We start from the raw sequence: 18,744 nt of genomic DNA on the forward strand, positions 1-18,744 counted from the left end.
CGGTCTTGGTCCGCTACTTGCCGGCGAACTGCACCAGCTGGGCCATCGACTGGGCCAGGACGAAGTACTTGTTGCGGCCGAGATCGCCGATCGTCTTGATGCCGAACGCCTTCTTCAGCGCCTCGCCATCCGCCTCGCTGACGCCCTGGATCGCCGAGACCGGCAGATCCAGGAGCTTGGAGAGCGGCGTCTGCTCATGCGCCTTGTCGAGGAAGTCGGTGAGATCCAGGCTTGCCACAGGGGACTCCTCCACCCTTGTTGTGGGGGAGTAAGGGCCCCGTGCCGCGAGGGATGCAAGGATTTGCTGCTGTGCCCGTCCGGCCGGGGGAACGCGGAGGCGGGGCCGCACCGATGGCACGGCCCGCCCTTCCTCCGGACGGGCCCAAACCGCACGGGCCCAAACCGGGCTGGCCGGAGCAGGGCTGGCCGGAGCCGGTCAGGCCGAAAGGCGGGCGACCTCGGCCGGGCTCATCCGCACCAGCGCCTCGTAGTCGGCGATCAGGGTCTCGGTGATCCGGGCCGGGGTGTAGCCGTGCTCGCCGATGGCGCGCACCGGCGTCACCTCGGCCGCGGTGCCGGCCAGGAAGACCTCGCTCGCCTTCGGCAGCTCCTCGGCCCTGATGGTGCGCTCGACGACCTTCATCTGCCGGTTCCGGGCCAGGCGCATCACCGTGCGGCGGGTGATGCCGTCCAGGAAGCAGACGGGGGTGGGGGTATGCACCTCGCCGTCGAAGACGAAGAAGGCGTTGGCGCCGGTCGCCTCGGCGACGTCCCCCTTGTGGTCGAGCATCATGGCATCGTCGAAGCCCTCCGCCTCCGCCTGATGCTTGGACAGGGTGCCGATCATGTACAGGCCGGTGGCCTTGGAGGCGGTCGGCGCCGTGTCCGGGGCCGGACGGCGCCACCGGGCCATGCTCAGGCGGATGCCCTTCATCCGGTTCTCGCCGAACAGGTTCGGCCAGCCCCAGCAGGCGATGGCGAGGTGGATCCGCGTGTGCTGGGCGGAGACGGCCAGCATCTCCGACCCGCGATAGGCGATGGGGCGGACATAGGCCTCGGCATGGCCGTTGCGCCGCACCGTCTCGATGCAGGCGGCGTCGATCTCGTCGGCCGTATAGGGGATCTCGAAGCCCAGGAGGCGGCCGGACCGGATCAGCCGCTCGGTGTGCTCGCGCAGCTTGAAGATATTCCCGGCGTAGCAGCGTTCGCCCTCGAAGACTCCGGATGCATAGTGCAGCCCATGGGTCAGGACATGCGTCTTCGCCTCCCGCCAGGGGAGGAAGGCGCCATCCATCCAGATCCACCCATCCCGATCGTCGAAGGGCATCACAGCCATGATCGAAAACTCCAAATGGATTTTTACGAAATAATATTGCTTGATAGGCCGGAGGCTAGACCGATCGCGCATTTTACGTCAACAAAGCTGACCCAACAGGGAGACATGCCGGCCATGCCCGAAGGGCCGATTGGTGGCGAGCGCAGGACGCCGGCTCCGACCGGCGGCGCCTCGGCGGGGCGCGAGCACCTGTTCCTCCGCGAGGACGAGCTGCGCCTTGCCCAGGACCTGCTGTTCTTCGGCTACCGCGACTTCACGGCGGGCGCCGACGCCATCCTGGAGGAGCTGGGGATGGGCCGGGCGCACCACCGCGTGCTGCACTTCGTCGGGCGGCGTCCGGGCCTGACGGTGGGAGACCTGCTGGCCATCCTGTCCATCACCAAGCAGTCGCTCGGCCGGGTGCTGACCCCGATGATCGAGCAGGGCTACGTCACCCAGGCGGCGGGCCGGGTGGACCGGCGGCAACGGCTGCTGACCCTGACCGAGCAGGGCTGCATCCTGGAGCGCCGCCTGTTCGAACGGCAGCGGGAAACGGTGATGCACGCCTACCGCGAGGCCGGGCCGGCCGCGGTGGACGGGTTCCGCCGGGTCATGCGCGGCCTGATGGGGCCGGAGGCGCGGGCGCAGCTCGACCGGCTGGGGAGCATGCGCCGGTGACGGAGGCCGATCCCGCGCACCTGCTGGTGGTGGACGACGATCCCCGCCTGCGTGGCCTGTTGCAGCGCTTCCTGGCCGAGCAGGGCTTCCGGGTCAGCGTCGCGGGCGATGCCGCGGCCGCGCGGCAGGCCCTGGCCGGTATGGCCTATGACCTGCTGGTGCTGGACGTGATGATGCCGGGCGAGACGGGCCTGCAGCTGGTGGAATCCCTGCGGCGCGAGAGCCAGGACGTGCCGGTGCTGATGCTCACCGCCGCCGGCTCCCCCGACGACCGGGTGGCCGGCTTCGAGCACGGGGCGGACGACTACCTCGCCAAGCCCTTCGACCCGCGCGAGCTGGCGCAGCGGGTGCGCGCCATCCTGCGCCGCGCCGCGCCCCCCGCCCCTTCCAGCCTGCCCACCGCCCCCGTGCAGCTCGGCCCCCGCTGGTTCGACCCGGAGCGCGGCGAGCTGCGCGGGCCCGAGGGCACGGTGCGCCTGACCGGCGGCGAGGCGGCGCTGCTGACGGCGCTGGCGAAGCGCGCCGGCGAGGTGCTGTCGCGCGAGGAGATCGCCGCCGCCCTCGGCACCCCCGATGCGGGGGAACGGGCGGTGGACGTGCAGGTCACCCGGCTGCGCCGCAAGATCGAGCCCGACCCGCGCGAGCCGCGCTTCCTGCAGACCGTGCGCCACCGCGGCTACGTGCTGCGGCCCGGGCCATGAGCATGCCTCGCCGGGGAGGACGCGGATGAGCGCCGTGGGCGAGACGACGGAGGCCCCCCTGGCCGGCGGGCTGCCCGGGGGCCCGGCGCCTCGGACGCGCGAGGCCTCCGGCCCGCTCGGCCGCCGCCGGCGCCGCGGGCCGCTCGGGGGCGGGCGGCTGATCCGCTGGCTGGTGCCGCGCGGCCTGCTGGGCCGGTCGCTGCTGCTGATCCTGGTGCCGATGCTGGTGCTGCAGGGGATCGCGCTGCAGCTGTTCTACGGCACGCATCTGGGCGTCATCTCCCGCCGCCTGTCGGACGGCATGGCCGGCGAGATCGCCATGGTGACGGAGGTCCTGAAGCGCGCGCCGGAGGAGGAGACACGGCGCTGGCTGTTCCGCGAATCCTCCTGGCGGCTCGACCTCGCCATGGCCTTCGAGCCAGGGGCGGTGCTGCCGCCGCCCGACACGCCGCGCGCCGCCTCCCTGCCGCTGCTGCCGCTGGAGGAGGATCTGGAGCGCTCGCTGCGCGAGCGGCTGCGCCTGCCCTTCGACTCCGACTGGCAGTCCGACCCGCGCAGCGTGATCGTGCGGGTGCAGCTTCCCGATGGGGTGCTGCATGTCGAGGCGCCGAGGAAGCGTCTCTTCACCGGCACGCTCTACCTCTTCGTCATCTGGCTGGTCGGCGCCTCGCTGCTGCTCTTCGTCATCGCCGCGCTATTCATGAAGAACCAGGTGCGCGCGCTGCGGCGGCTGGCCGGCGCCGCGGAGGCCTTCGGCATCGGCCGCGACATCGGCCCGATCAAGCCGGAAGGTGCCATCGAGGTGCGCCAGGCCGCCACCGCCTTCAACCAGATGCAGGCGCGCATCCGGCGCTTCGTCACCCAGCGCACGGAGATGCTGGCCGGCATCAGCCACGACCTTCGCACCCCCCTCACCCGCATGCGCCTCGGCCTGGCCATGCTGCCCTCCCAGGGGGCGGAGCAGGACATCGCGGAGCTGACCCAGGACGTGGAGGAGATGGAGCGGATGGTCGCCGGCTACCTCTCCTTCGCCCGCGGCGAGGGCACGGGCAAGGCGGAGCCGGCGGATCTGGTGGCGCTGGTGCGGGGGCTGGTGGGGAAGGCACGGCGCGACGGGGCGGCGGTGGCGCTGCACGCGCCGGAGGAGCTGGTGCTGCCGATGCGGGTCGACGCGCTGCGCCGCTGCCTGGGCAACCTGCTCGACAACGCGCGCAAGCATGCGGGGCGGATCACCGTGACGGTGGCGCAGTCGGAAAACGACTGGGCGCAGGTGACGGTGGACGATGACGGCCCCGGCATCCCGGCCGAGGCGCGGGAGGAGGCCTTCCGCCCCTTCGCGACGCTCGACGCCAAGGGGACCGGGCTGGGACTGGCGATCGCGCGCGACATCGCGCGGTCGCATGGCGGCGACATCCTGCTGGAGGACGGCCCGCTGGGCGGGTTGCGCGCCCGGGTGCGGCTGCCGGTGTGACGCGCGCCCCGGGATCCGTTCAGGGGGCCGGCCTCGCGTCCATCGCGCGTGTCATCTCGTCGGCCCGCGGCGCATAGGCGATGTCCCGCCGGTGCGCCCAGAGCCCCTTCTGGATGTGCACCGGGATCAGCGAGACGTCCTCCATGGCGACGCGCGTGGCCTGTTGCAGCAGCGCCTCGCGCTTCGGGTCGTCGACCTCCGCCAGCGCCGCGGTCAGCAGGGAGTCGACGGCCGGATTGCTGTACCGTCCGCGGTTCGAGGCGCCCCAGCCGCGCTCCGTGCTGAAGCTGCCCACCAGGGAGCGCAGCGGCGAGGATGCCTCGCCGGTGTTGCTGCCCCAGCCGCCGAGATAGGCGCTGAACTCCAGCTTCGCGGAGCGGGGCGAGAAGTTGGCGAAGGGCAGGGCCGCCACCTGCGTCTGCACGCCGATCCGGGTCCACATCTGGGCCACGGCCTGCAGCACCTTCTCGTCGTTGACGTAGCGGTCGTTCGGGCCGTGCAGGGTCAGACGGAAGCCGTTCGGGTAGCCGGCCTCGGCCAGCAGCCGGCGTGCCCCCGCCTGATCGAAGGCGGGAGGGCCGAGGTTCGGGACGTAGCCGAAGGCCCCTTCGGGCAGGAGCTGGCCGGCGGGGATCGCGGCGCCCTCCATCACCCGCCCCGCGATGGCGTCGCGCGACAGCGCAATGGACAAGGCCCTGCGCACGCGGGCATCGCGCAGCGGGTTGTGCGGCAGGGGCTGGCCGGCCGCATCGGCGACGAAGGGGGTCGGCCCGTCGCGCCACTGGTCCATCGCCAGGAAGATGAGGCGCAGGCTCACCGCCTCGCTGACCTCCAGCCCCGGCTCGGCGCGGATGCGGCCGAGATCGGCGGTGGAGACCTGGTCGATCACCTGCACGTCGCCCGAGAGCAGGGCGGCGGTCCTGGCGGCGGCGTTGACGATCAGGCGGTAGGTCACCCGCGCCCAGGGCTCGGCCCCGCCCCAGTAGGCCTCGTTGCGGACGTATTCGATCCGGTCGTTCGGCACGAAGCGGACGAAGCGGTAGGGGCCCGTCCCGAAGGTCACCTGGCCGCCGTTGAACTGCTCCGTGGCGGCACCCCGGTGCGTCTCCGCATCCAGCATGACGACCTGCGTCAGGTCCGAAGCCAGGAGGGGATAGGGGCCATCCGTGCGCAGCCGGACACGGTACGGCCCGACCACCTCCACCCCCTTCACCGCGCGCGTGAAGATGCGGAAGGAGCTGGGGCTGTTCGGCACCTCCGGGGCGCGACCCAGGGTGAAGGCCACGTCCTCGGCCGTGAAGGGGCGGCCGTTCTGGAAGCTGACCCCCTCGCGCAGGTCGAACTCCCAGGTATCGGGCGCGACGGCACGCCAGGCGGTGGCCAGGCTGGGCTGTATGCGGGCCTTGGCGTCCATCCGCGTCAGCCCCTCGAAGACGTGCTGGGCCACCGCGATGTTCGGGACAAGGTTGTGGAAGTGCGGATCCATGCTGGTCACCGCCGCCCCGGCGCCGATGGTCAGCGTCTGCGCGGGGGCGGCCGGCGGCACGGCGGCCCATGCGCCGGCCGCGAGGAGAAGCGTGCGGAAGCGGGGGCGCATGGCGACGGCTCCGTGTCTGTCAGGGAATCTCGATGTCGAGCAGCGGGGCGAACTGCTGCCCGCCATGCAGGTCGGCATCGGCCGGATCGCCCTGCGGCCGCGGGCGCGGCACGCTGATCTTGAAGGCCAGCGCGTTGTCGCAGACGTAGAACGCGACCGTCTCCGGCGCGCAGCCGAAGCGGCTGGCGAAGACGGCGGCATCCAGCGCCCCCGACCGCTTCACCCGCTCATAGGCGGCGGGCGTGTCGAACATGATGTCGAAGGTGAGGACGAAGGGTCCGGCGTTCTTGCTGCGGATCAGGCTGGCGAGCGCGTGCAGCGGGACGGGGCTGTTCCTCATCCGACCTGCACCGTCCTGAGTCGGAACAGCTCCATCGGGTCCTCGACCTCCACGACGTGGTTCGCGCAGAAGCGCCAGACGGGGCCGCGCTCCACATGCGCGGGGTTCAGCAGGTAGGCGATGGTGGTGATCGCCCCCCGCCATTTCGGGATGGGATTGTGCAGGAAGGGCTGCCGCGCGAGCTGGGCCAGCTTGGTGGCCAGGGCCTGGGTCGGGGCGGTGAAGGTCGCCACCACCCCGACCTCGTGCGGGCGGCGCGGGTCGCGCTCCTGCGCGCCCATCACCGCGTCGCGGCCATAGAGGTGAAGATCCATGCGCCACTCCCCCGGCCGCAGGCGGTCCGCCAGCAGGTCGGCCGCGGCCTTCTCCGTGGCCCGCCGGACCCCGGCGAGCCATTCGTCCAGCATGTCGAGCAGGAAGGGGTCGCGGATGCCGCCGATCATCAGGGTCTGGTGGCCCAGCGGTTCCGCCCCTTCCAGCTTCACCGTCTTCGGGCTGGCGGGGATGAAGCGGCTGCCGGTGATGCGGACGCTGGTGGCATCCTCCTGGGTGAAGACGGCATCGGTGATGTCCAGCGTGCCCGAGCATTCGCGGTGCAGCCAGGGATCGCCGTTCTCGTAGAGGCTGTGCGCGGCGATGCTCTGGGGCGTGCAGGCCAGGTTCGGGCCGATCGGGCGGATGATCGCGTGATCGTCCCGGACCACCCCCAGCATCACCCCCGGCCCCTTGGTGACGCAGGCCAGCGGCCCGCACTCGATCACCTTGCCCATGTGCCAGGATAGGCCGGCGGGACGGCCGTGCAGCACCGGCACGGCGGCGAAGAGGGCGGAATCGCTGCAACGGCCGGCCAGCACCACGTCCGGCTTCTCCGCCAGGGCGGCCTGCAGCGGCTCGATGCCCATCATGCCGACGATCCGGTCCGCCCGGTCGATCGTGCCCGCGTCGAAGGGCGGCGCGGGATCGAGGGGCCTGATCTGGCCGAGGGCGAGCTGCGCCGCCAGCCGGGACTTCGGTTGCTCCGCATAGACCAGCGCGACGCGCAGGGGCGTCCGGTGGCGTCCGGCGATCTCGCGGACGATGTCGAGGCACCAGTCGACCTGGATGTCCGCCCCAGCCGTGCCGCAGGAGCCGATCAGCACGGGAATGCCCCGCGCCCTGGCGCCGAGGATGATGGCCTCGAGGTCCGACGCCACGGCCTCCCGGGCGAAGGCACATTCGCCGGAGCCCAGGGCATAGGGGCCCGCATCGGTCGTGCCGGCATCGGCGGCCACGACATGCGGGTCCAGGGCCAGGCCGGCTTCATAGGAGGGGAGGTGGAGCCCGGCGCCGATCCCGGCCGTGGCACAGAGAACCCGTGTTTCGGATCCGGCAGAATGGTCGACGATCAAGGCGGATTCCCACTCGAACCTGGGCCTGAATGCTAGCTGCTCCGAGTGATGGTCGACAATATGCTTTCGGCGACCGGAGGATGGCCCCGCCCCCGGCTTGACGGGCCTCGCCGGGCCTGGGTTAAGCAGCCAGGCCCCCGGCCATGGAGACAGGCTTGGTCGACACATCCGGCTCCCCTGCCCCCTCCGCCATCCCCACCAGCGCCGACCACCTGTTCGAGGAGCTGGGGCGCGCCATCGTCCAGGGGGAGCTGCCGGCCGGTTCCCGCCTGACCGAGGCAGAGCTGGCGCAGCGCTACGGCGTCAGCCGCGCCCCGGTCCGCGAGGCGCTGCGCCGGCTGGAGGAGCGGCAGCTCCTCGTGCGCTCCCCCTTCGCCGGGGTGCGGGTGTCGGAGCTCTCGGCGGCGGTGGTGCGCGACCTGTTCGAGGTGCGCGAGGTGCTGGAGCCCCATGCCTGCCGCCGCGCCGCCGAGCGCGCGACGGCGGAGGATCTCGCCGGGCTGTCGACGCTGCTGGACGCGGAGGCCGGCGCCCTTTCCCAGTACGAGGGCGACCCGCCGGGCCGGCCCGAGGGGATGGGCGCCTTCCACATGCGGATCCTGGAAATCAGCGGCAACCGCGTGCTGCTCGGCATGCTGGCCGGCGGCATCCATCAGTTCACCCGGCTGTACCGCCTGCGCCCCGGCGCGGCCGCGCAGCGCGCCGCCGTCGCCCACGGCGAGCACCGTCGCATCCTGGAGGCCCTGGCCGCCAGGGACGGAGAGCTGGCCGCGCTGCTGATGCAGCGGCACGTCGCCGCCTCCCGGCAGGCCTTCGAGCGGAGCCTCGGCCCCGGTTGCCCGGAGGGGCGCTGAGCCTCCTCCGGCCCGGCGCTACATCCACCCCCACTTCCGCCACAGCCACGAGACGGGCTGCACCAGCACCGCCGTCACGGCGATCCGCACCAGGTGGAAGGCCACCACCACCGCCACGTCCAGCGCCATGGTCTTGGCGGTGACCGACATCTCCGCGATGCCGCCCGGCGCGGTCGCCAGCACCATCGTCGCGGGCGAGGCACCCGTGCCCCAGGCGATGGCCAGCCCGATCAGCGAGCAGCCGATGGTCAGCAGCGCGACGTGCAGCGCCGCGACCGAGAGCAGGCGCCGCCCGCCGATGAAGGTCGCGCGCTCGAACTGGGTGCCGAGCTGCGCGCCCATCACCACCTGCGCCGTCGCGACCAGCCAGGGCGGCACGCCGGAGAGCGTCACCCCCATGGTGGTGAAGCCCACCCCCACCGCGAGCCCGCCCAGCACCCAGGTGTTGCGGATGCGCAGCTTCGTCAGGACGAAGGTGCCCACGCCCCCCAGGGCGATCAGCAGCAGCAGGCCGGGGACGTTCCACGGCAGCAGCGCGCGTTCGGACGGCACGCGGCTGATGCCGCCCAGCACGGCGATCGCGGCCGGCACCAGCACGACGACGCCCACGATGCGCAGGAGCTGGAGCACGGCGACGAAGGCGGGCTTGGCGCCGTAGGATTCCGCCAGCAGCGCCATCTCCGCGACGCCGCCCGGCATGGAGGCGAAGAAGGCGCTGCGCCGGTCGGTGCGCGCGAGATGCGCGAGCAGCGGCGACAGGGCGAGCCCGACCGCCAGGGTGGACAGGGCGGCGAGGAGGATCAGCGGCCAGTCGGCCAGGATGCGGGCCGCCGCCTGCGGCGTGAAGTAGAGGCCGAGGGCGCAGCCGAGCACCAGCGCGCCCAGGTTGCGCAGCGTGCGCGAGGCATCGACGGGCAGCCCCGCCAGGCTTCCCGCCGCGACGGCGGTCAGCGCCCCCAGCATCCAGGGCAGCGGCGTGCCGAGCAGGAAGAACGTCGAGCCGCCCAGCAGGGCGAGCCCGTAGCCGAGGGCGAAGCGGCCCAGCCTCTGCCGGTCGGGGAGACGAAGCCGGGGCAGCGGCACCCCGCGCTCAGACGTTGAAGCGGAAGAGCAAGATGTCGCCGTCCTTCACGACGTACTCCTTGCCCTCGATCCGCATCTTCCCCGCCTCCTTCGCGCCCTGCTCGCCGCCCAGCGCGACGTAGTCGTCATAGGCGACGGTCTCGGCCGCGATGAAGCCGCGCTCGAAGTCGTTGTGGATCACGGCCGCGGCCTGCGGCGCCTTGGTGCCCTTCGTGATCGTCCAGGCGCGGGCCTCCTTCGGCCCCACGGTGAAGTAGGTGATCAGGCCCAGCAGCGCGTAGCCGGCGCGGATGATGCGATCCAGGCCGCTATCCTCCAGCCCGAGGCTGTCGAGGAACTCCTTGCGGTCCTCGGCGCCCATCTGGCTGATCTCCGCCTCGATCGCGGCGGAGACGACGACGGCCTTCGCCCCCTCGGCGGCGGCGCGCTCGAAGACCCGGGCGGAATGCGCGTTGCCGGTGGCGGCCGCGCCCTCCTCGACGTTGCAGACATAGAGCACCGGCTTGGTGGTCATGAGCTGGAGCCGCGCGGCGGCGGCCTCCTCGCCTTTCGGCACCGCCGTGCGCGCGGGCTGGCCGGCCTGGAGCGCCGCGATCAGCGGCTCCATCAGCGCGACCAGGGCCGCGCTCTCCTTGTCGCCGCCCTTGGCCTTCTTCTGCGTCGCCGGCAGCCGCTTCTCCAGGCTGTCGAGATCGGCGAGCATCAGCTCCGTCTCCACCGTCTCGGCGTCGCGGATCGGGTCCACGCTGCCCTCGACATGGGTGATGTCGCCATCCTCGAAGCAGCGCAGGACGTGGACGATGGCGTCCACCTCGCGGATGTTGGCGAGGAACTGGTTGCCCAGCCCCTCCCCGCGCGAGGCGCCGCGCACCAGGCCCGCGATGTCCACGAACTCCAGGCTGGTGGGCACGGTCTTCTGGCTCTTGCCGATGCGCGTCAGCGCGTCCAGCCGCGGGTCGGGCACCGCGACGCGGCCGACATTCGGCTCGATGGTGCAGAAGGGATAGTTCGCCGCCTGGGCCGCCGCGGTCTGCGTCAGCGCGTTGAACAGGGTGGACTTGCCCACATTGGGCAGCCCGACGATGCCGCAGTTGAACCCCACGTCCTCACTCCATCCCGGCGGGGCCATACGCCCCCGCTTCGGAAGGGGGGATGACCCGGGGCGCGCCCGTCATCCCCTTCGGGCCGGTGCGGGACGCGCGACGATTGCGCGCCAGCCCATACGCCCGGGGACGGCGCCGCGCCAAGCCTGTCCGGGCGCAGGGCGGCCCCAACCGGACGGGATGCGCCGCGATCCGCGCCCGCCGGCCCGGTCAGCCCCCGGCCGGCAACAGCTCCCGCACCCGCTCGGCCGGCCGCCCCAGCCGGGCGCCGGCCGGGCCGAACACCACCGGCCGCTCGATCAGCAGCGGATGCGCGGCCATCGCCTCCAGCACCGCCGCTTCGCTCACCGCCCCGCCCAGCAGCCCGAGCTCCGACGCGAGCGGCTCCTTGCGGCGCAGCAGGGCGGAGGGGGCGATGCCCAGACTCGCGCAGGCGTCTGCGATGGCCCGCCGGTCCGGCGGGGTCTTCAGGTACTCGATGACCTGCGGCTCGATCCCCGCCTCGCGCAGCAGCGCGAGCGCGGTGCGAGAGGTGCCGCAGCGCGGATTGTGCCAGATGCTCCATTCCGCCACGGCTGCTGCCCTCTCCTGCCTCGCCCCGGCGATGCGCCGGCGCGGCGTCGCGGTCAACCGCTTCCGGACCTGCCTCCGCCGGACACGCCGCCCCCGGGCCGGGCGGCCTCCCGCTCCGCCGCGATCTCCGCGATCCGCGGCGCCAGCTCGTCCAGGGTGCCGCGCAGGTCCTGGACCAGCGCGGCCGGCACGGTCCAGGGCGCCGCCGCCATGCCGCCATCCGGCCAGGGCGAGGTCTCGGTCCGGCCCTGGCTCAGCGCCTCGGCCCGACGCGCCAGCCAGGCGAGGCGCGCCACCAGCGGCGGCGGTGGCGAAGGCCCCAGCCGCGCATGCAGCGCCTCGCCGAGCAGGAGCACCCCCGCCCCGATCCGCGCGGCGAGATGGTCGTAGCGCGCCGCCTCCCGTTCCACCGCCTCCGCCGCCAGCCGGCCGCGCAGGGTCCAGCGCCGCATCCCGCCCCTGGCGCTGTCCACGGCCGCGGACAGGGCGATCAGGCGCTGGTTGGCGGCGTGGAAGCGCGCCAGCGCCTCGGCCATCGCGACCTGGTCCGCTGCCGGCAAGGCGCGGGCGGCGGCGGCCAGGCCCGCGCCGGATTCGCGCAGCAGCCCGCGCGCCTCGGCCCGGATCAGCGCCACCGGATCGGGGGTGAGCAGCACCTGGCTGACCAGCAGGCCGACGGCGGCGCCGATGGCCGCGTCCCCCACGCGTTCCGGCCCGATCCCCGGCTGCCCGGAGGCGGCGACCAGGATGGCGGAGGCCCCGGCCTGGATCAGGGCCACCGCGCTGATATCGAAGGCGGCCGTCGCCATCATGGTCAGGCCGGTGACGAGGAAGATGCCCGGCGTGACCGGCGGTACCAGCAGCAGCAGGGCGAGGCCGACCACGACGCCGATCACCGCGCCCAGCATCATCAGCACCGCCTGCCGGCCACGGCTGGCGACGCCCGGCGAGAGACAGACCAGCGCCGCGATGGGGGCGAAGACGGGGTGGGTGGAGCCCATGACGTGCTGCGCCAGCACCCAGGCCACGGCGGCGGCGAGGCACGCCTGCAGCACCCCCGGCCAGGCCAGGGCCCAGCGCTGCCGTGCCCGGCAGGCGAAGCCCAGCAGCCGGGTCACGCCGCGCGCCCCATGCTCAGGGCGCCTGGGTCAGCAGCGCCACGCGGGTCATGAAGTCCTCGGGCTTCCCATCGGCCAGCAGCGGCGCCGCGTCGGCCACCGCATCGAGCAGCGGGGCCACCCAGGTATCCACCTTGGCGAAGTCGCCCAGCACGTGGCCATGCACCCGCTCCTTCTGGCCGGGATGCCCGATGCCGAGGCGCACGCGCCAGAAATCCGGGCTGCCGAAGGCACGCTGCATGTCGCGCAGGCCGTTGTGCCCGGCGGCGCCGTCGCCCTTCTTCACCCGCACCTTGCCCGGGGCGAGGTCGAGCTCGTCATGGAAAGCCCAGACGTCGCCGGGCGGGATCTTGTGGAAGGCGGCCGCCGGCTGCACGGAGGAACCGCTGTCGTTCATGTAGGTCTGCGGCTTCAGCAGCGTGATGCGCTGCCGGCCGATCGCGCCGTCCGCGACCTCGCCCTTGAAGCGCGACCGCCACGGCCCGAAGCCGTGGCGGCGCGCGATGGCGTCGAGCGCCATGAAGCCGATGTTGTGGCGCTGCCGCGCGTGTTCCCGGCCCGGATTGCCCAGGCCCACCCACAGCAGCATCGCACCGGCTCCGTCGGCGGCTTACTTCTTGCCGCCGGCCTTCTTGGCCGGGGCGGCCGGGGCCGCGCCGCCCTTGCCGGCCGGGGCCTTCTGCTTGGTCGCCTCGGGCGGCGGCGGCGGCTCGGCCGACAGCTCGGCCTCGACGGTCGGCGGCGCCACGGTGGCGACGACGAAGTCGCGGCCCAGCGTCGCCTCGGTGCCGAAGTGGTCCTGCACGGCCGACCAGCGCAGCGTGTCGCCGATCTCGGCGGCGCCCAGGTCGAGCACGAAGGCCTCCGGCACGTTGTCCGGGTCCGAGAGCACCTCCAGCTCACGGCGGACGAGGTTCAGCACGCCGCCGGCCTTGAGGCCGGGCGAGGTCTCCTCGTTCAGGAACTGCACGGGCACCAGCACGCGGATCTTCTGGCCCGGGGCGAGGCGCTGGAAGTCCACATGGATGGGCCGGTCGGTGACGGGGTGGAACTGCACCTCGCGCATCAGCGTGCGCACGGGCTCCGCGCCCTCGACCGCCACCTCGTAGAGGTGCGAGCGCCAGCCGCCCTTCTGCAGCTCCTTGACCACGACGCGCGGGTCGAGGCTGATCAGGGTCGCCTCCTGCTTCGCGCCGTAGATGACGGCAGGAACCTGTCCTGCCCGCCGGGTCGCGCGTGCCGCCCCCTTACCGGCCCGCTCGCGCGACGCGGCCTCGATCCGGATGGTCTGGACCATTGCCGTAACTCCTCGCGTGAAAATGGGTATCGCGCCGGCCTCCAGGGGTGCCAGCGCGGGGCGGGGCTTACCCCCTGCGTCCCCATGGCGCAACCCGGGAAAACGCGGGGCGGAGCCGCCCCTGCCGCGCCGGGCTGTCCGAACCCGGGTTGACCCCCGCCGCGCCGCCGGCCGAGGGTCGCCGCCATGGATGAGTTCGTTCTTCTTGGCCTGATGGTCGCGGGCGGCTGGCTTCTCGGCGTGCTGGGCTTCTTCCGGGCGGGGCGCGCGAGGCGCGAGATCATGGCGCTGCGCCGGGAGGTGGAGGCGCTGCGGGCCCGGCCGGCCGCGTCCCCGAGCCTGGCGGCCACGGTCCCTTCCCGCTCGTCCGGTGCTCCGCCGGCCCGCCCGTGGCGTCCCTGGGACCCGCTGCCCGAGGCTGCGCCAGCGCTGCCCGAGGCGGAGCCAGCAATGCCGAGGGCGGAGACGGCCCCGGCCGCGCCCGACGGGGCCATGGCCGGCCGCCCGGCGGATGCCGCCCCGCCGCCGACCCGACCGCGCCGCCCCGGGCTGGAGGAGGCGCTGACCCTGCGCTGGGGGGTCTGGCTGGGGGCGGCGGCGCTCCTCCTCGCCGCGATCTTCCTGGTCCGCACGGCGCTGGAGGAGGGCTGGCTCGGCCCGGCCGAACGCTGCGCCCTGGCGGCGCTGCTGGGCCTGCTGCTGATCGGCGGCGCCGAGGCGCTGCGCCGCCGCCCGGCCCGCGCCGGCTCCCTGCCCGACTACGCGCCCGGCGCCTTGGCCGCGGGCGGGGTCGCGGCCCTCTTCGCCGGGGCTTACGCGGCCACCGGGCTCTACGACCTGCTCGGGCCGGTGGCGGGTTTCGCCGCGATGGCTGCCGCCGCCTTCGCCGGGCTGGCCCTGGCCTTACGCTTCGGGCCGGTGGTCGGGGCCATCGGCCTCGCCGGGGCCTTCGCCACCCCGATGCTGGTGCAGACGGAGGACCCCTCCCTGCCCGCCCTCTTCGCCTACCTGCTGGCGGTGACGGCGGCGGCCATGGCGGTGGTGCGCTTCACCGGCTGGGCCTGGCTGGGCTGGGCCGCGACCGTGGCGGGGGCGGGCTGGGCGGCGATCGGCCTCTGGTCCGGGGCGGCGGCCCCGGAGTCCTGGGCGCCGGCCCTCTTCGTCCCCGCCGCGGCCGCGCTGCATCTCGGGCTGCTGCCGGGCGCCGCGCTGGACCATCCGGTCGGGCGGCGGCTCTCCTGGGTGCCGTTCCTGGCGCTGGGCGCGGCGGCGCTGCTGCCGGCGGTGACGCTGCCGGCGGACGGCGCCTCGCTGCCCCCGGCGGTGGCGGTGCTGCTGCTCCTGCCGGTGGCGCTGTGGCGCGGGGTGGCGGAGCCGCGGCTCGACCGGCTGCCCTGGCTGGCCGCCGCGCTGGGCTTGCTCCTGCTGCTCGGCTGGGCGCTGCCGGAGTGGAACCTGAAGGACGAGGTGGTCACCGCCGAGGCGGCGGTGCTGACCGTGCTGTCCAGCCCGGTGCTGCCGGAGGCACTGCTCCCCTACCTCGCCATGGCCGGGGGGCTGGCGGGGCTCTGCCTGCTCGCCGGGCTGTGGCGCGAGGGGCGGCCGGGGCCGCACCCGCTGCACTGGGCGGCACTGGCGGCGGCGGTGCCGGTGCTGACCCTGCTGGTCGCCTACCTCCGAATCCGTGGCTTCGCGGTCGATGCCCGCTGGGCGCTGGCGGCGGTGGGGCTCGCGGGCCTCTCGACCGGCGCGGCCACCCGCTCCGCCCGGGCGGGGCGCGGCCTCGCGGCCGGGGCGCATGCGGCGGGTGCCGTGGCGGCGCTGTCGCTGGGGCTGGCCATGCTGCTGCGCGAGCACTGGCTGAGCCTTGCCGTCTCGCTGCTGCTGCCGGCGCTGGCCTGGATCGAGGGGCGCAGCGGGCTGCGGGCGCTGCGCGGCGTGATGCTGGCGGTGGCGGCGGTGGTGCTGGTGCGGCTGCTGCTGAACCCGGCGATAGTGGACTACGCCTTCGGGGCGACGCCGGGGCTGAACGCGCTGCTCGCCGCCTATGGCCTGCCGGCGCTCGCCTTCGTCGTGGCGGCGCGTGAGTTGCGGGCGCGCGGCGACGACCTGGCCGTGGCGGTGCTGGAGGCCGGGGCGCTGGCGCTCGGCACCGCGCTGGTGCTGCTGGAGCTGCGCCACGCCGTGACCGGCGGAGTGCTGGCCGGGCCGGAGCCGGGCTTCGCCGAGACGGCGCTCTACACCTCGGCGCTGGCCGTGCTGTCCGGGCTGACGCTGTGGCTGGCGCGGTGGCGCGACCGACCCGTGCTGCGCTGGGCCTGGCGGCTGCAGGGCGCCGCGGCGATGCTGCTGCTGGCCGGGCTGCTGCTCGGCAACCCCTCGTTCACCGGCGAGTCCGTCGGCGCCACCCCGCTGCTGAACGCGCTGCTGCCCGCCTACCTGCTGCCGGCGCTGCTCGCCGCCGTGGCACTGCGCCTGCCGGAGACGGCGGGCCCGTCCTGGCTGCGCCCGGTGCTGGCGGGGCTGGGGGGGCTCGGCGCGCTGGCCTGGGTGACGCTGGCGATCCGCCACGCCTTCCATGGCGACGCGCTGGGGCTGGATGATTCCCCAATCCTGCCGGCGGAGCTCTGGGCCTGGACGGGGGCCTGGGTGGTGCTGGGTGCCGCGGCGCTGCTCGCGGGGCTGCGCCAGGGGGCACCGGCGCTGCGCCTCGCCGGGCTGGGGCTGCTGGCGGTGACCGTGGTCAAGGTGTTCCTCTGGGACATGGCGGAGCTGGGCGGGCTGTGGCGCGTGCTGTCCTTCCTCGGGCTGGGCCTGGCGCTGATCGGGCTGGGGGCGGTGTACCGGCGGGCGCTGCCGCGCGCGGAGGCCGAGGCACCCCCGGCCGCGTAGCCCATGCGGCTGGCAGGATGTCCCGGCCCGTCGTCCATGATGGTCGCGGGGCGGACCGGGAGGATCAGTGCGCCGGGGCGGGCGTTCCCCGGCGGGCCCGCCGGGTCTCCCACAAGGCCACGCCCAGCATGACCAGGGTGGTGAGGCCGCCGATCATCAGCAGGTCGGTGGCGAAGGCGAAGGGCAGCAGCGCCGCCAGCGCCGCGATGCCGGCGAGGTGGGAGGCTGGCCAAGCGCCGTAGACCACGCGCTTGTAGAGCGCGCCGCCGAGCAAGTAGAGCGCCGGCCCGCCGATCAGCGTCGCGGCCGCGGCGACGGTCATGTGGCCATCGGGGTGGGCGATGACGAGGTCGTTGCCCACCGCCGTCACGATGATGCCGGCGATCAGGATGGCGTGGACGTAATGGAAATAGGCCCCCATCCGCCCGGGATCGGCGGAGCGGGTGATGGCCGCGCTGCCGTCCTTGCTGCTGGTGCCGAAATACACCCACCACATGGCGAGGCTGCCGAGGAAGGTGGTGAGGAAGGCGATCAGCCCGGGCGCGTCCCATTGCGCCTCGGCCGAGAGGGTGGCGCCGGTCACCAGCACCGTCTCGCCCAGCGCCACGATGACGAAGAGCTGGCAGCGCTCGGCGAGGTGCCCGCCCTCGATGGTCCAGTCGCGCGTCTCGGAGCGGCCCATCCCCGGCAGGGCGAAGCCGAACATGGGCGAGACGTATTCGCACAGCACGGCGACGATCCACGGCAGGTGGCGCCAGGGCGCCGGCGCCAGCCCGCCCGCGATCCAGAACAGGGCGGCGATCGACACCCAGCCCAGCATGCGCCGGTAGTTGGCCGAGAGCGGATGGCCGGGCCCGAGCTGCCACACGAGGAAGGCGGTGCGCCCGACCTGCATCGCCGCATAGGCCAGCGCGAAGAGCAGGCCCCGCTCGCCGAAGGCCTGTGGCAGGGCGGCCGCCATCAGCAGCCCCGCCAGCATGGTGGCGAAGAGCAGGCCGCGGATCGCGGGCGTCTCCGGGTCGAACCAGTTGGTCGCCCAGCAGGTGTACTGCCAGCCGAGCCAGACGGCGAACCACAGGATCAGCGCCTCGACGGCGCCGACGCCGGTCAGGTGGTGCAGCAGCCCGTGCGAGACCTGGGTGACGGCGAAGACGTAGACCAGGTCGAAGAACAGCTCCTCGAAGGTCACCCGCGCATGATGGCCGTCGCGATGGCGGAGGGGCGGTTGGGTCACCGCCGCGCCGGAAGACCGCATGTTCATCCCCTGCCGAACCGCCAGGCCGCCAGGGCTGCCACGGCGGCGGGAACCGCGAAGACGACCAGCATGATCGGCAGCTCCTGCATCACCGTGTAGCCGGCGCGGCTGACCCCGATCCAGAGATTCGCCGCCGCGGCCACCAGCCACAGCGGGACGAAGATCCGCGCCGCCAGGGCCAGGGCGGCCGGGTCGCCGCCGCCGAGCAGGCGAGCGGCGAGGAGCATGGCGACGAGCAGCGCGAGGCCGCCCCCGATGACCATCAGCGTGTGCATGCCCACCGCCTCTCCCGCCTACTTGGTGGTGTAGCCGCCGTTGATCAGCACCGTCTGCCCCGTCATCCACCAGCCGTCGGAGACCAGGAAGCGGATGAAGGGCACCACGTCGCCGATCTCGGTCAGCCCGGTCGGGCTGAAGGGCGAGAGCGCCGCGGCGGTACGGTGATAGGCGACGGCCTCGGGCCCCTCGGCGGGGTAGAAGAAGGGCGTGTCCATCGGCCCCGGGCCCACGGCGTTGACGGAGATGCCGCGCGCGCCGAACTCCTTCGCCGCGGCGCGGGTGAAGTGTTCCACCGCCGCCTTGGTCCCGGCATAGGAGGCGTAGAAGGGCGTGAAGGCGCCCAGCAGCGACGTGACCAGCGTCACCACCTTGCCGTTGTCCTGCACGTGCCGGCCGGCCTGCTGCAGGAACAGGAAGGCGGCCTTGGCGTTCACCGCCGACATCGCGTCGTACTCCGCCTCGGTGATCTCCACGATCGGCTTCTTCAGCACCTTGCCCACGGTGTTGATCGCGATGTCAGGCCGGCCAAAGGCGGCGATGGCCTCGGCGAAGAGGCCCTCCATCGCCGCGGCGCTGGTCAGGTCGGCCTGGAAGGCCTCGGCCAGCGCGCCCGTGGCACGTACCGCCGCCGCCGTCTCCTCGGCGGCCGCCCGGGTCGCGGGGCTGTTGTAGTGGATGGCGATGGCCGCCGCCCCCTGCCCCGCCAGGTCGCGGGCGATCAGCCCGCCCAGGTTCTTCGCACCGCCGGCGATCAGGACCGTCTTCCCGGCGATGCCGTGGTTGGCCATGGCAGCTCTCCA

General features: G+C 73.7%; 19 protein-coding genes. 5 read left to right on the forward strand and 14 right to left on the reverse strand.

Annotated features, from left to right (window positions below; translation table 11 throughout):
- Positions 1–13: 13 nt before the first annotated feature.
- Positions 14–238, reverse strand: a complete 225-nt coding sequence (locus LPC08_RS09705) for a hypothetical protein (protein WP_230452485.1) — start codon at positions 236–238, stop codon at positions 14–16.
- Positions 239–436: 198 nt separating this feature from the next.
- Positions 437–1,336, reverse strand: a complete 900-nt coding sequence (locus tag LPC08_RS09710) for a branched-chain amino acid aminotransferase (RefSeq protein WP_230452486.1) — start codon at positions 1,334–1,336, stop codon at positions 437–439.
- Positions 1,337–1,450: 114 nt separating this feature from the next.
- On the opposite strand from LPC08_RS09710, the gene LPC08_RS09715 reads away from it, so the two are divergent.
- The 3 genes from LPC08_RS09715 to LPC08_RS09725 are packed head-to-tail and all read left to right on the forward strand — an operon-like array spanning position 1,451 to position 4,165.
- Positions 1,451–1,993 (forward strand): MarR family winged helix-turn-helix transcriptional regulator, encoded by a 543-nt coding sequence (locus LPC08_RS09715; RefSeq protein WP_230452487.1) that lies wholly within the window; start codon positions 1,451–1,453, stop codon positions 1,991–1,993.
- Positions 1,990–2,694 (forward strand): response regulator, encoded by a 705-nt coding sequence (locus tag LPC08_RS09720; protein WP_230452488.1) that lies wholly within the window; start codon positions 1,990–1,992, stop codon positions 2,692–2,694. The genes LPC08_RS09715 and LPC08_RS09720 overlap by 4 nt, the downstream gene beginning before the upstream one ends.
- A 25-nt stretch (positions 2,695–2,719) precedes the next feature.
- Positions 2,720–4,165: an ATP-binding protein gene (locus tag LPC08_RS09725; protein ID WP_230452489.1), complete on the forward strand. Its 1,446-nt coding sequence runs from the start codon at positions 2,720–2,722 to the stop codon at positions 4,163–4,165.
- 19 nt (positions 4,166–4,184) lie between these two features.
- On the opposite strand, the gene LPC08_RS09730 is transcribed toward LPC08_RS09725, so the two are convergent.
- The 3 genes from LPC08_RS09730 to LPC08_RS09740 are packed head-to-tail and all read right to left on the reverse strand — an operon-like array spanning position 4,185 to position 7,373.
- The gene (locus tag LPC08_RS09730) at positions 4,185–5,762 is read right to left on the reverse strand and encodes an ABC transporter substrate-binding protein (protein WP_230452490.1); all 1,578 of its coding nucleotides are present in this window, start codon (positions 5,760–5,762) and stop codon (positions 4,185–4,187) included.
- Positions 5,763–5,781: 19 nt separating this feature from the next.
- A complete protein-coding gene (locus LPC08_RS09735) occupies positions 5,782–6,102 on the reverse strand; it encodes a DUF4387 domain-containing protein (RefSeq protein WP_230452491.1) in 321 nt (106 codons plus the stop codon).
- Positions 6,099–7,373: an acyclic terpene utilization AtuA family protein gene (locus LPC08_RS09740; protein WP_230452492.1), complete on the reverse strand. Its 1,275-nt coding sequence runs from the start codon at positions 7,371–7,373 to the stop codon at positions 6,099–6,101. The genes LPC08_RS09735 and LPC08_RS09740 overlap by 4 nt, the downstream gene beginning before the upstream one ends.
- Positions 7,374–7,645: 272 nt before the next feature.
- Between LPC08_RS09740 and LPC08_RS09745 the strand changes: the two genes are divergently transcribed.
- Positions 7,646–8,344: a GntR family transcriptional regulator gene (locus LPC08_RS09745; RefSeq protein ID WP_230452493.1), complete on the forward strand. Its 699-nt coding sequence runs from the start codon at positions 7,646–7,648 to the stop codon at positions 8,342–8,344.
- Between the two features lie 18 nt (positions 8,345–8,362).
- On the opposite strand, the gene LPC08_RS09750 is transcribed toward LPC08_RS09745, so the two are convergent.
- The 6 genes from LPC08_RS09750 to LPC08_RS09775 form a co-directional block, all read right to left on the reverse strand.
- A complete protein-coding gene (locus tag LPC08_RS09750) occupies positions 8,363–9,427 on the reverse strand; it encodes an AbrB family transcriptional regulator (RefSeq protein ID WP_230452494.1) in 1,065 nt (354 codons plus the stop codon).
- Positions 9,428–9,434: 7 nt separating this feature from the next.
- Positions 9,435–10,529, reverse strand: coding sequence for a redox-regulated ATPase YchF (gene ychF / locus LPC08_RS09755; RefSeq protein WP_230452495.1), 1,095 nt, complete (start codon positions 10,527–10,529; stop codon positions 9,435–9,437).
- A gap of 211 nt (positions 10,530–10,740) precedes the next feature.
- Positions 10,741–11,103, reverse strand: a complete 363-nt coding sequence (gene arsC, locus LPC08_RS09760) for an arsenate reductase (glutaredoxin) (RefSeq protein WP_230452496.1) — start codon at positions 11,101–11,103, stop codon at positions 10,741–10,743.
- 53 nt (positions 11,104–11,156) lie between these two features.
- On the reverse strand, positions 11,157–12,221 hold the full coding sequence (locus LPC08_RS09765) for an FUSC family protein (RefSeq protein ID WP_230452497.1): 1,065 nt from the start codon (positions 12,219–12,221) through the stop codon (positions 11,157–11,159).
- A 16-nt stretch (positions 12,222–12,237) separates the two neighbouring features.
- Positions 12,238–12,810 carry an aminoacyl-tRNA hydrolase gene (gene pth / locus LPC08_RS09770; RefSeq protein WP_230452498.1) on the reverse strand — a complete coding sequence of 191 codons (573 nt, stop codon included), beginning with the start codon at positions 12,808–12,810 and terminating at the stop codon, positions 12,238–12,240.
- A gap of 21 nt (positions 12,811–12,831) precedes the next feature.
- Positions 12,832–13,518 (reverse strand): 50S ribosomal protein L25/general stress protein Ctc, encoded by a 687-nt coding sequence (locus LPC08_RS09775; RefSeq protein ID WP_230452499.1) that lies wholly within the window; start codon positions 13,516–13,518, stop codon positions 12,832–12,834.
- A gap of 186 nt (positions 13,519–13,704) precedes the next feature.
- On the opposite strand from LPC08_RS09775, the gene LPC08_RS09780 reads away from it, so the two are divergent.
- A complete protein-coding gene (locus LPC08_RS09780) occupies positions 13,705–16,410 on the forward strand; it encodes a DUF2339 domain-containing protein (protein WP_230452500.1) in 2,706 nt (901 codons plus the stop codon).
- A gap of 64 nt (positions 16,411–16,474) precedes the next feature.
- Here the strand turns inward: LPC08_RS09780 and LPC08_RS09785 are convergent, their stop codons facing one another.
- The 3 genes from LPC08_RS09785 to LPC08_RS09795 are packed head-to-tail and all read right to left on the reverse strand — an operon-like array spanning position 16,475 to position 18,732.
- Complete coding sequence (locus tag LPC08_RS09785) at positions 16,475–17,665, reverse strand: low temperature requirement protein A (protein ID WP_230452501.1); 1,191 nt, start codon at positions 17,663–17,665, stop codon at positions 16,475–16,477.
- Between the two features lie 2 nt (positions 17,666–17,667).
- Positions 17,668–17,940 (reverse strand): hypothetical protein, encoded by a 273-nt coding sequence (locus LPC08_RS09790; protein ID WP_230452502.1) that lies wholly within the window; start codon positions 17,938–17,940, stop codon positions 17,668–17,670.
- Between the two features lie 18 nt (positions 17,941–17,958).
- A complete protein-coding gene (locus tag LPC08_RS09795) occupies positions 17,959–18,732 on the reverse strand; it encodes an SDR family oxidoreductase (RefSeq protein ID WP_230452503.1) in 774 nt (257 codons plus the stop codon).
- Between the last annotated feature and the right edge of the window lie 12 nt (positions 18,733–18,744).

Origin of the sequence: Roseomonas sp. OT10 (genome assembly GCF_020991085.1) — a bacterium.
In the GTDB taxonomy this organism is placed as follows: domain Bacteria; phylum Pseudomonadota; class Alphaproteobacteria; order Acetobacterales; family Acetobacteraceae; genus Roseomonas; species Roseomonas cutis.

Bases quoted from the DNA above. Each gene is read 5' to 3' on its own strand.
- pth (WP_230452498.1), bottom strand. From the start codon at position 12,810: ATGCTGCTGTGGGTGGGCCTGGGCAATCCGGGCCGGGAACACGCGCGG.
- LPC08_RS09780 (WP_230452500.1), top strand. From the start codon at position 13,705: ATGGATGAGTTCGTTCTTCTTGGCCTGATGGTCGCGGGCGGCTGGCTT.
- LPC08_RS09775 (WP_230452499.1), bottom strand. From the start codon at position 13,518: ATGGTCCAGACCATCCGGATCGAGGCCGCGTCGCGCGAGCGGGCCGGT.
- LPC08_RS09730 (WP_230452490.1), bottom strand. From the start codon at position 5,762: ATGCGCCCCCGCTTCCGCACGCTTCTCCTCGCGGCCGGCGCATGGGCC.
- LPC08_RS09725 (WP_230452489.1), top strand. From the start codon at position 2,720: ATGAGCGCCGTGGGCGAGACGACGGAGGCCCCCCTGGCCGGCGGGCTG.
- LPC08_RS09710 (WP_230452486.1), bottom strand. From the start codon at position 1,336: ATGGCTGTGATGCCCTTCGACGATCGGGATGGGTGGATCTGGATGGAT.
- LPC08_RS09715 (WP_230452487.1), top strand. From the start codon at position 1,451: ATGCCCGAAGGGCCGATTGGTGGCGAGCGCAGGACGCCGGCTCCGACC.
- LPC08_RS09795 (WP_230452503.1), bottom strand. From the start codon at position 18,732: ATGGCCAACCACGGCATCGCCGGGAAGACGGTCCTGATCGCCGGCGGT.
- LPC08_RS09785 (WP_230452501.1), bottom strand. From the start codon at position 17,665: ATGCGGTCTTCCGGCGCGGCGGTGACCCAACCGCCCCTCCGCCATCGC.
- LPC08_RS09790 (WP_230452502.1), bottom strand. From the start codon at position 17,940: ATGCACACGCTGATGGTCATCGGGGGCGGCCTCGCGCTGCTCGTCGCC.
- LPC08_RS09735 (WP_230452491.1), bottom strand. From the start codon at position 6,102: ATGAGGAACAGCCCCGTCCCGCTGCACGCGCTCGCCAGCCTGATCCGC.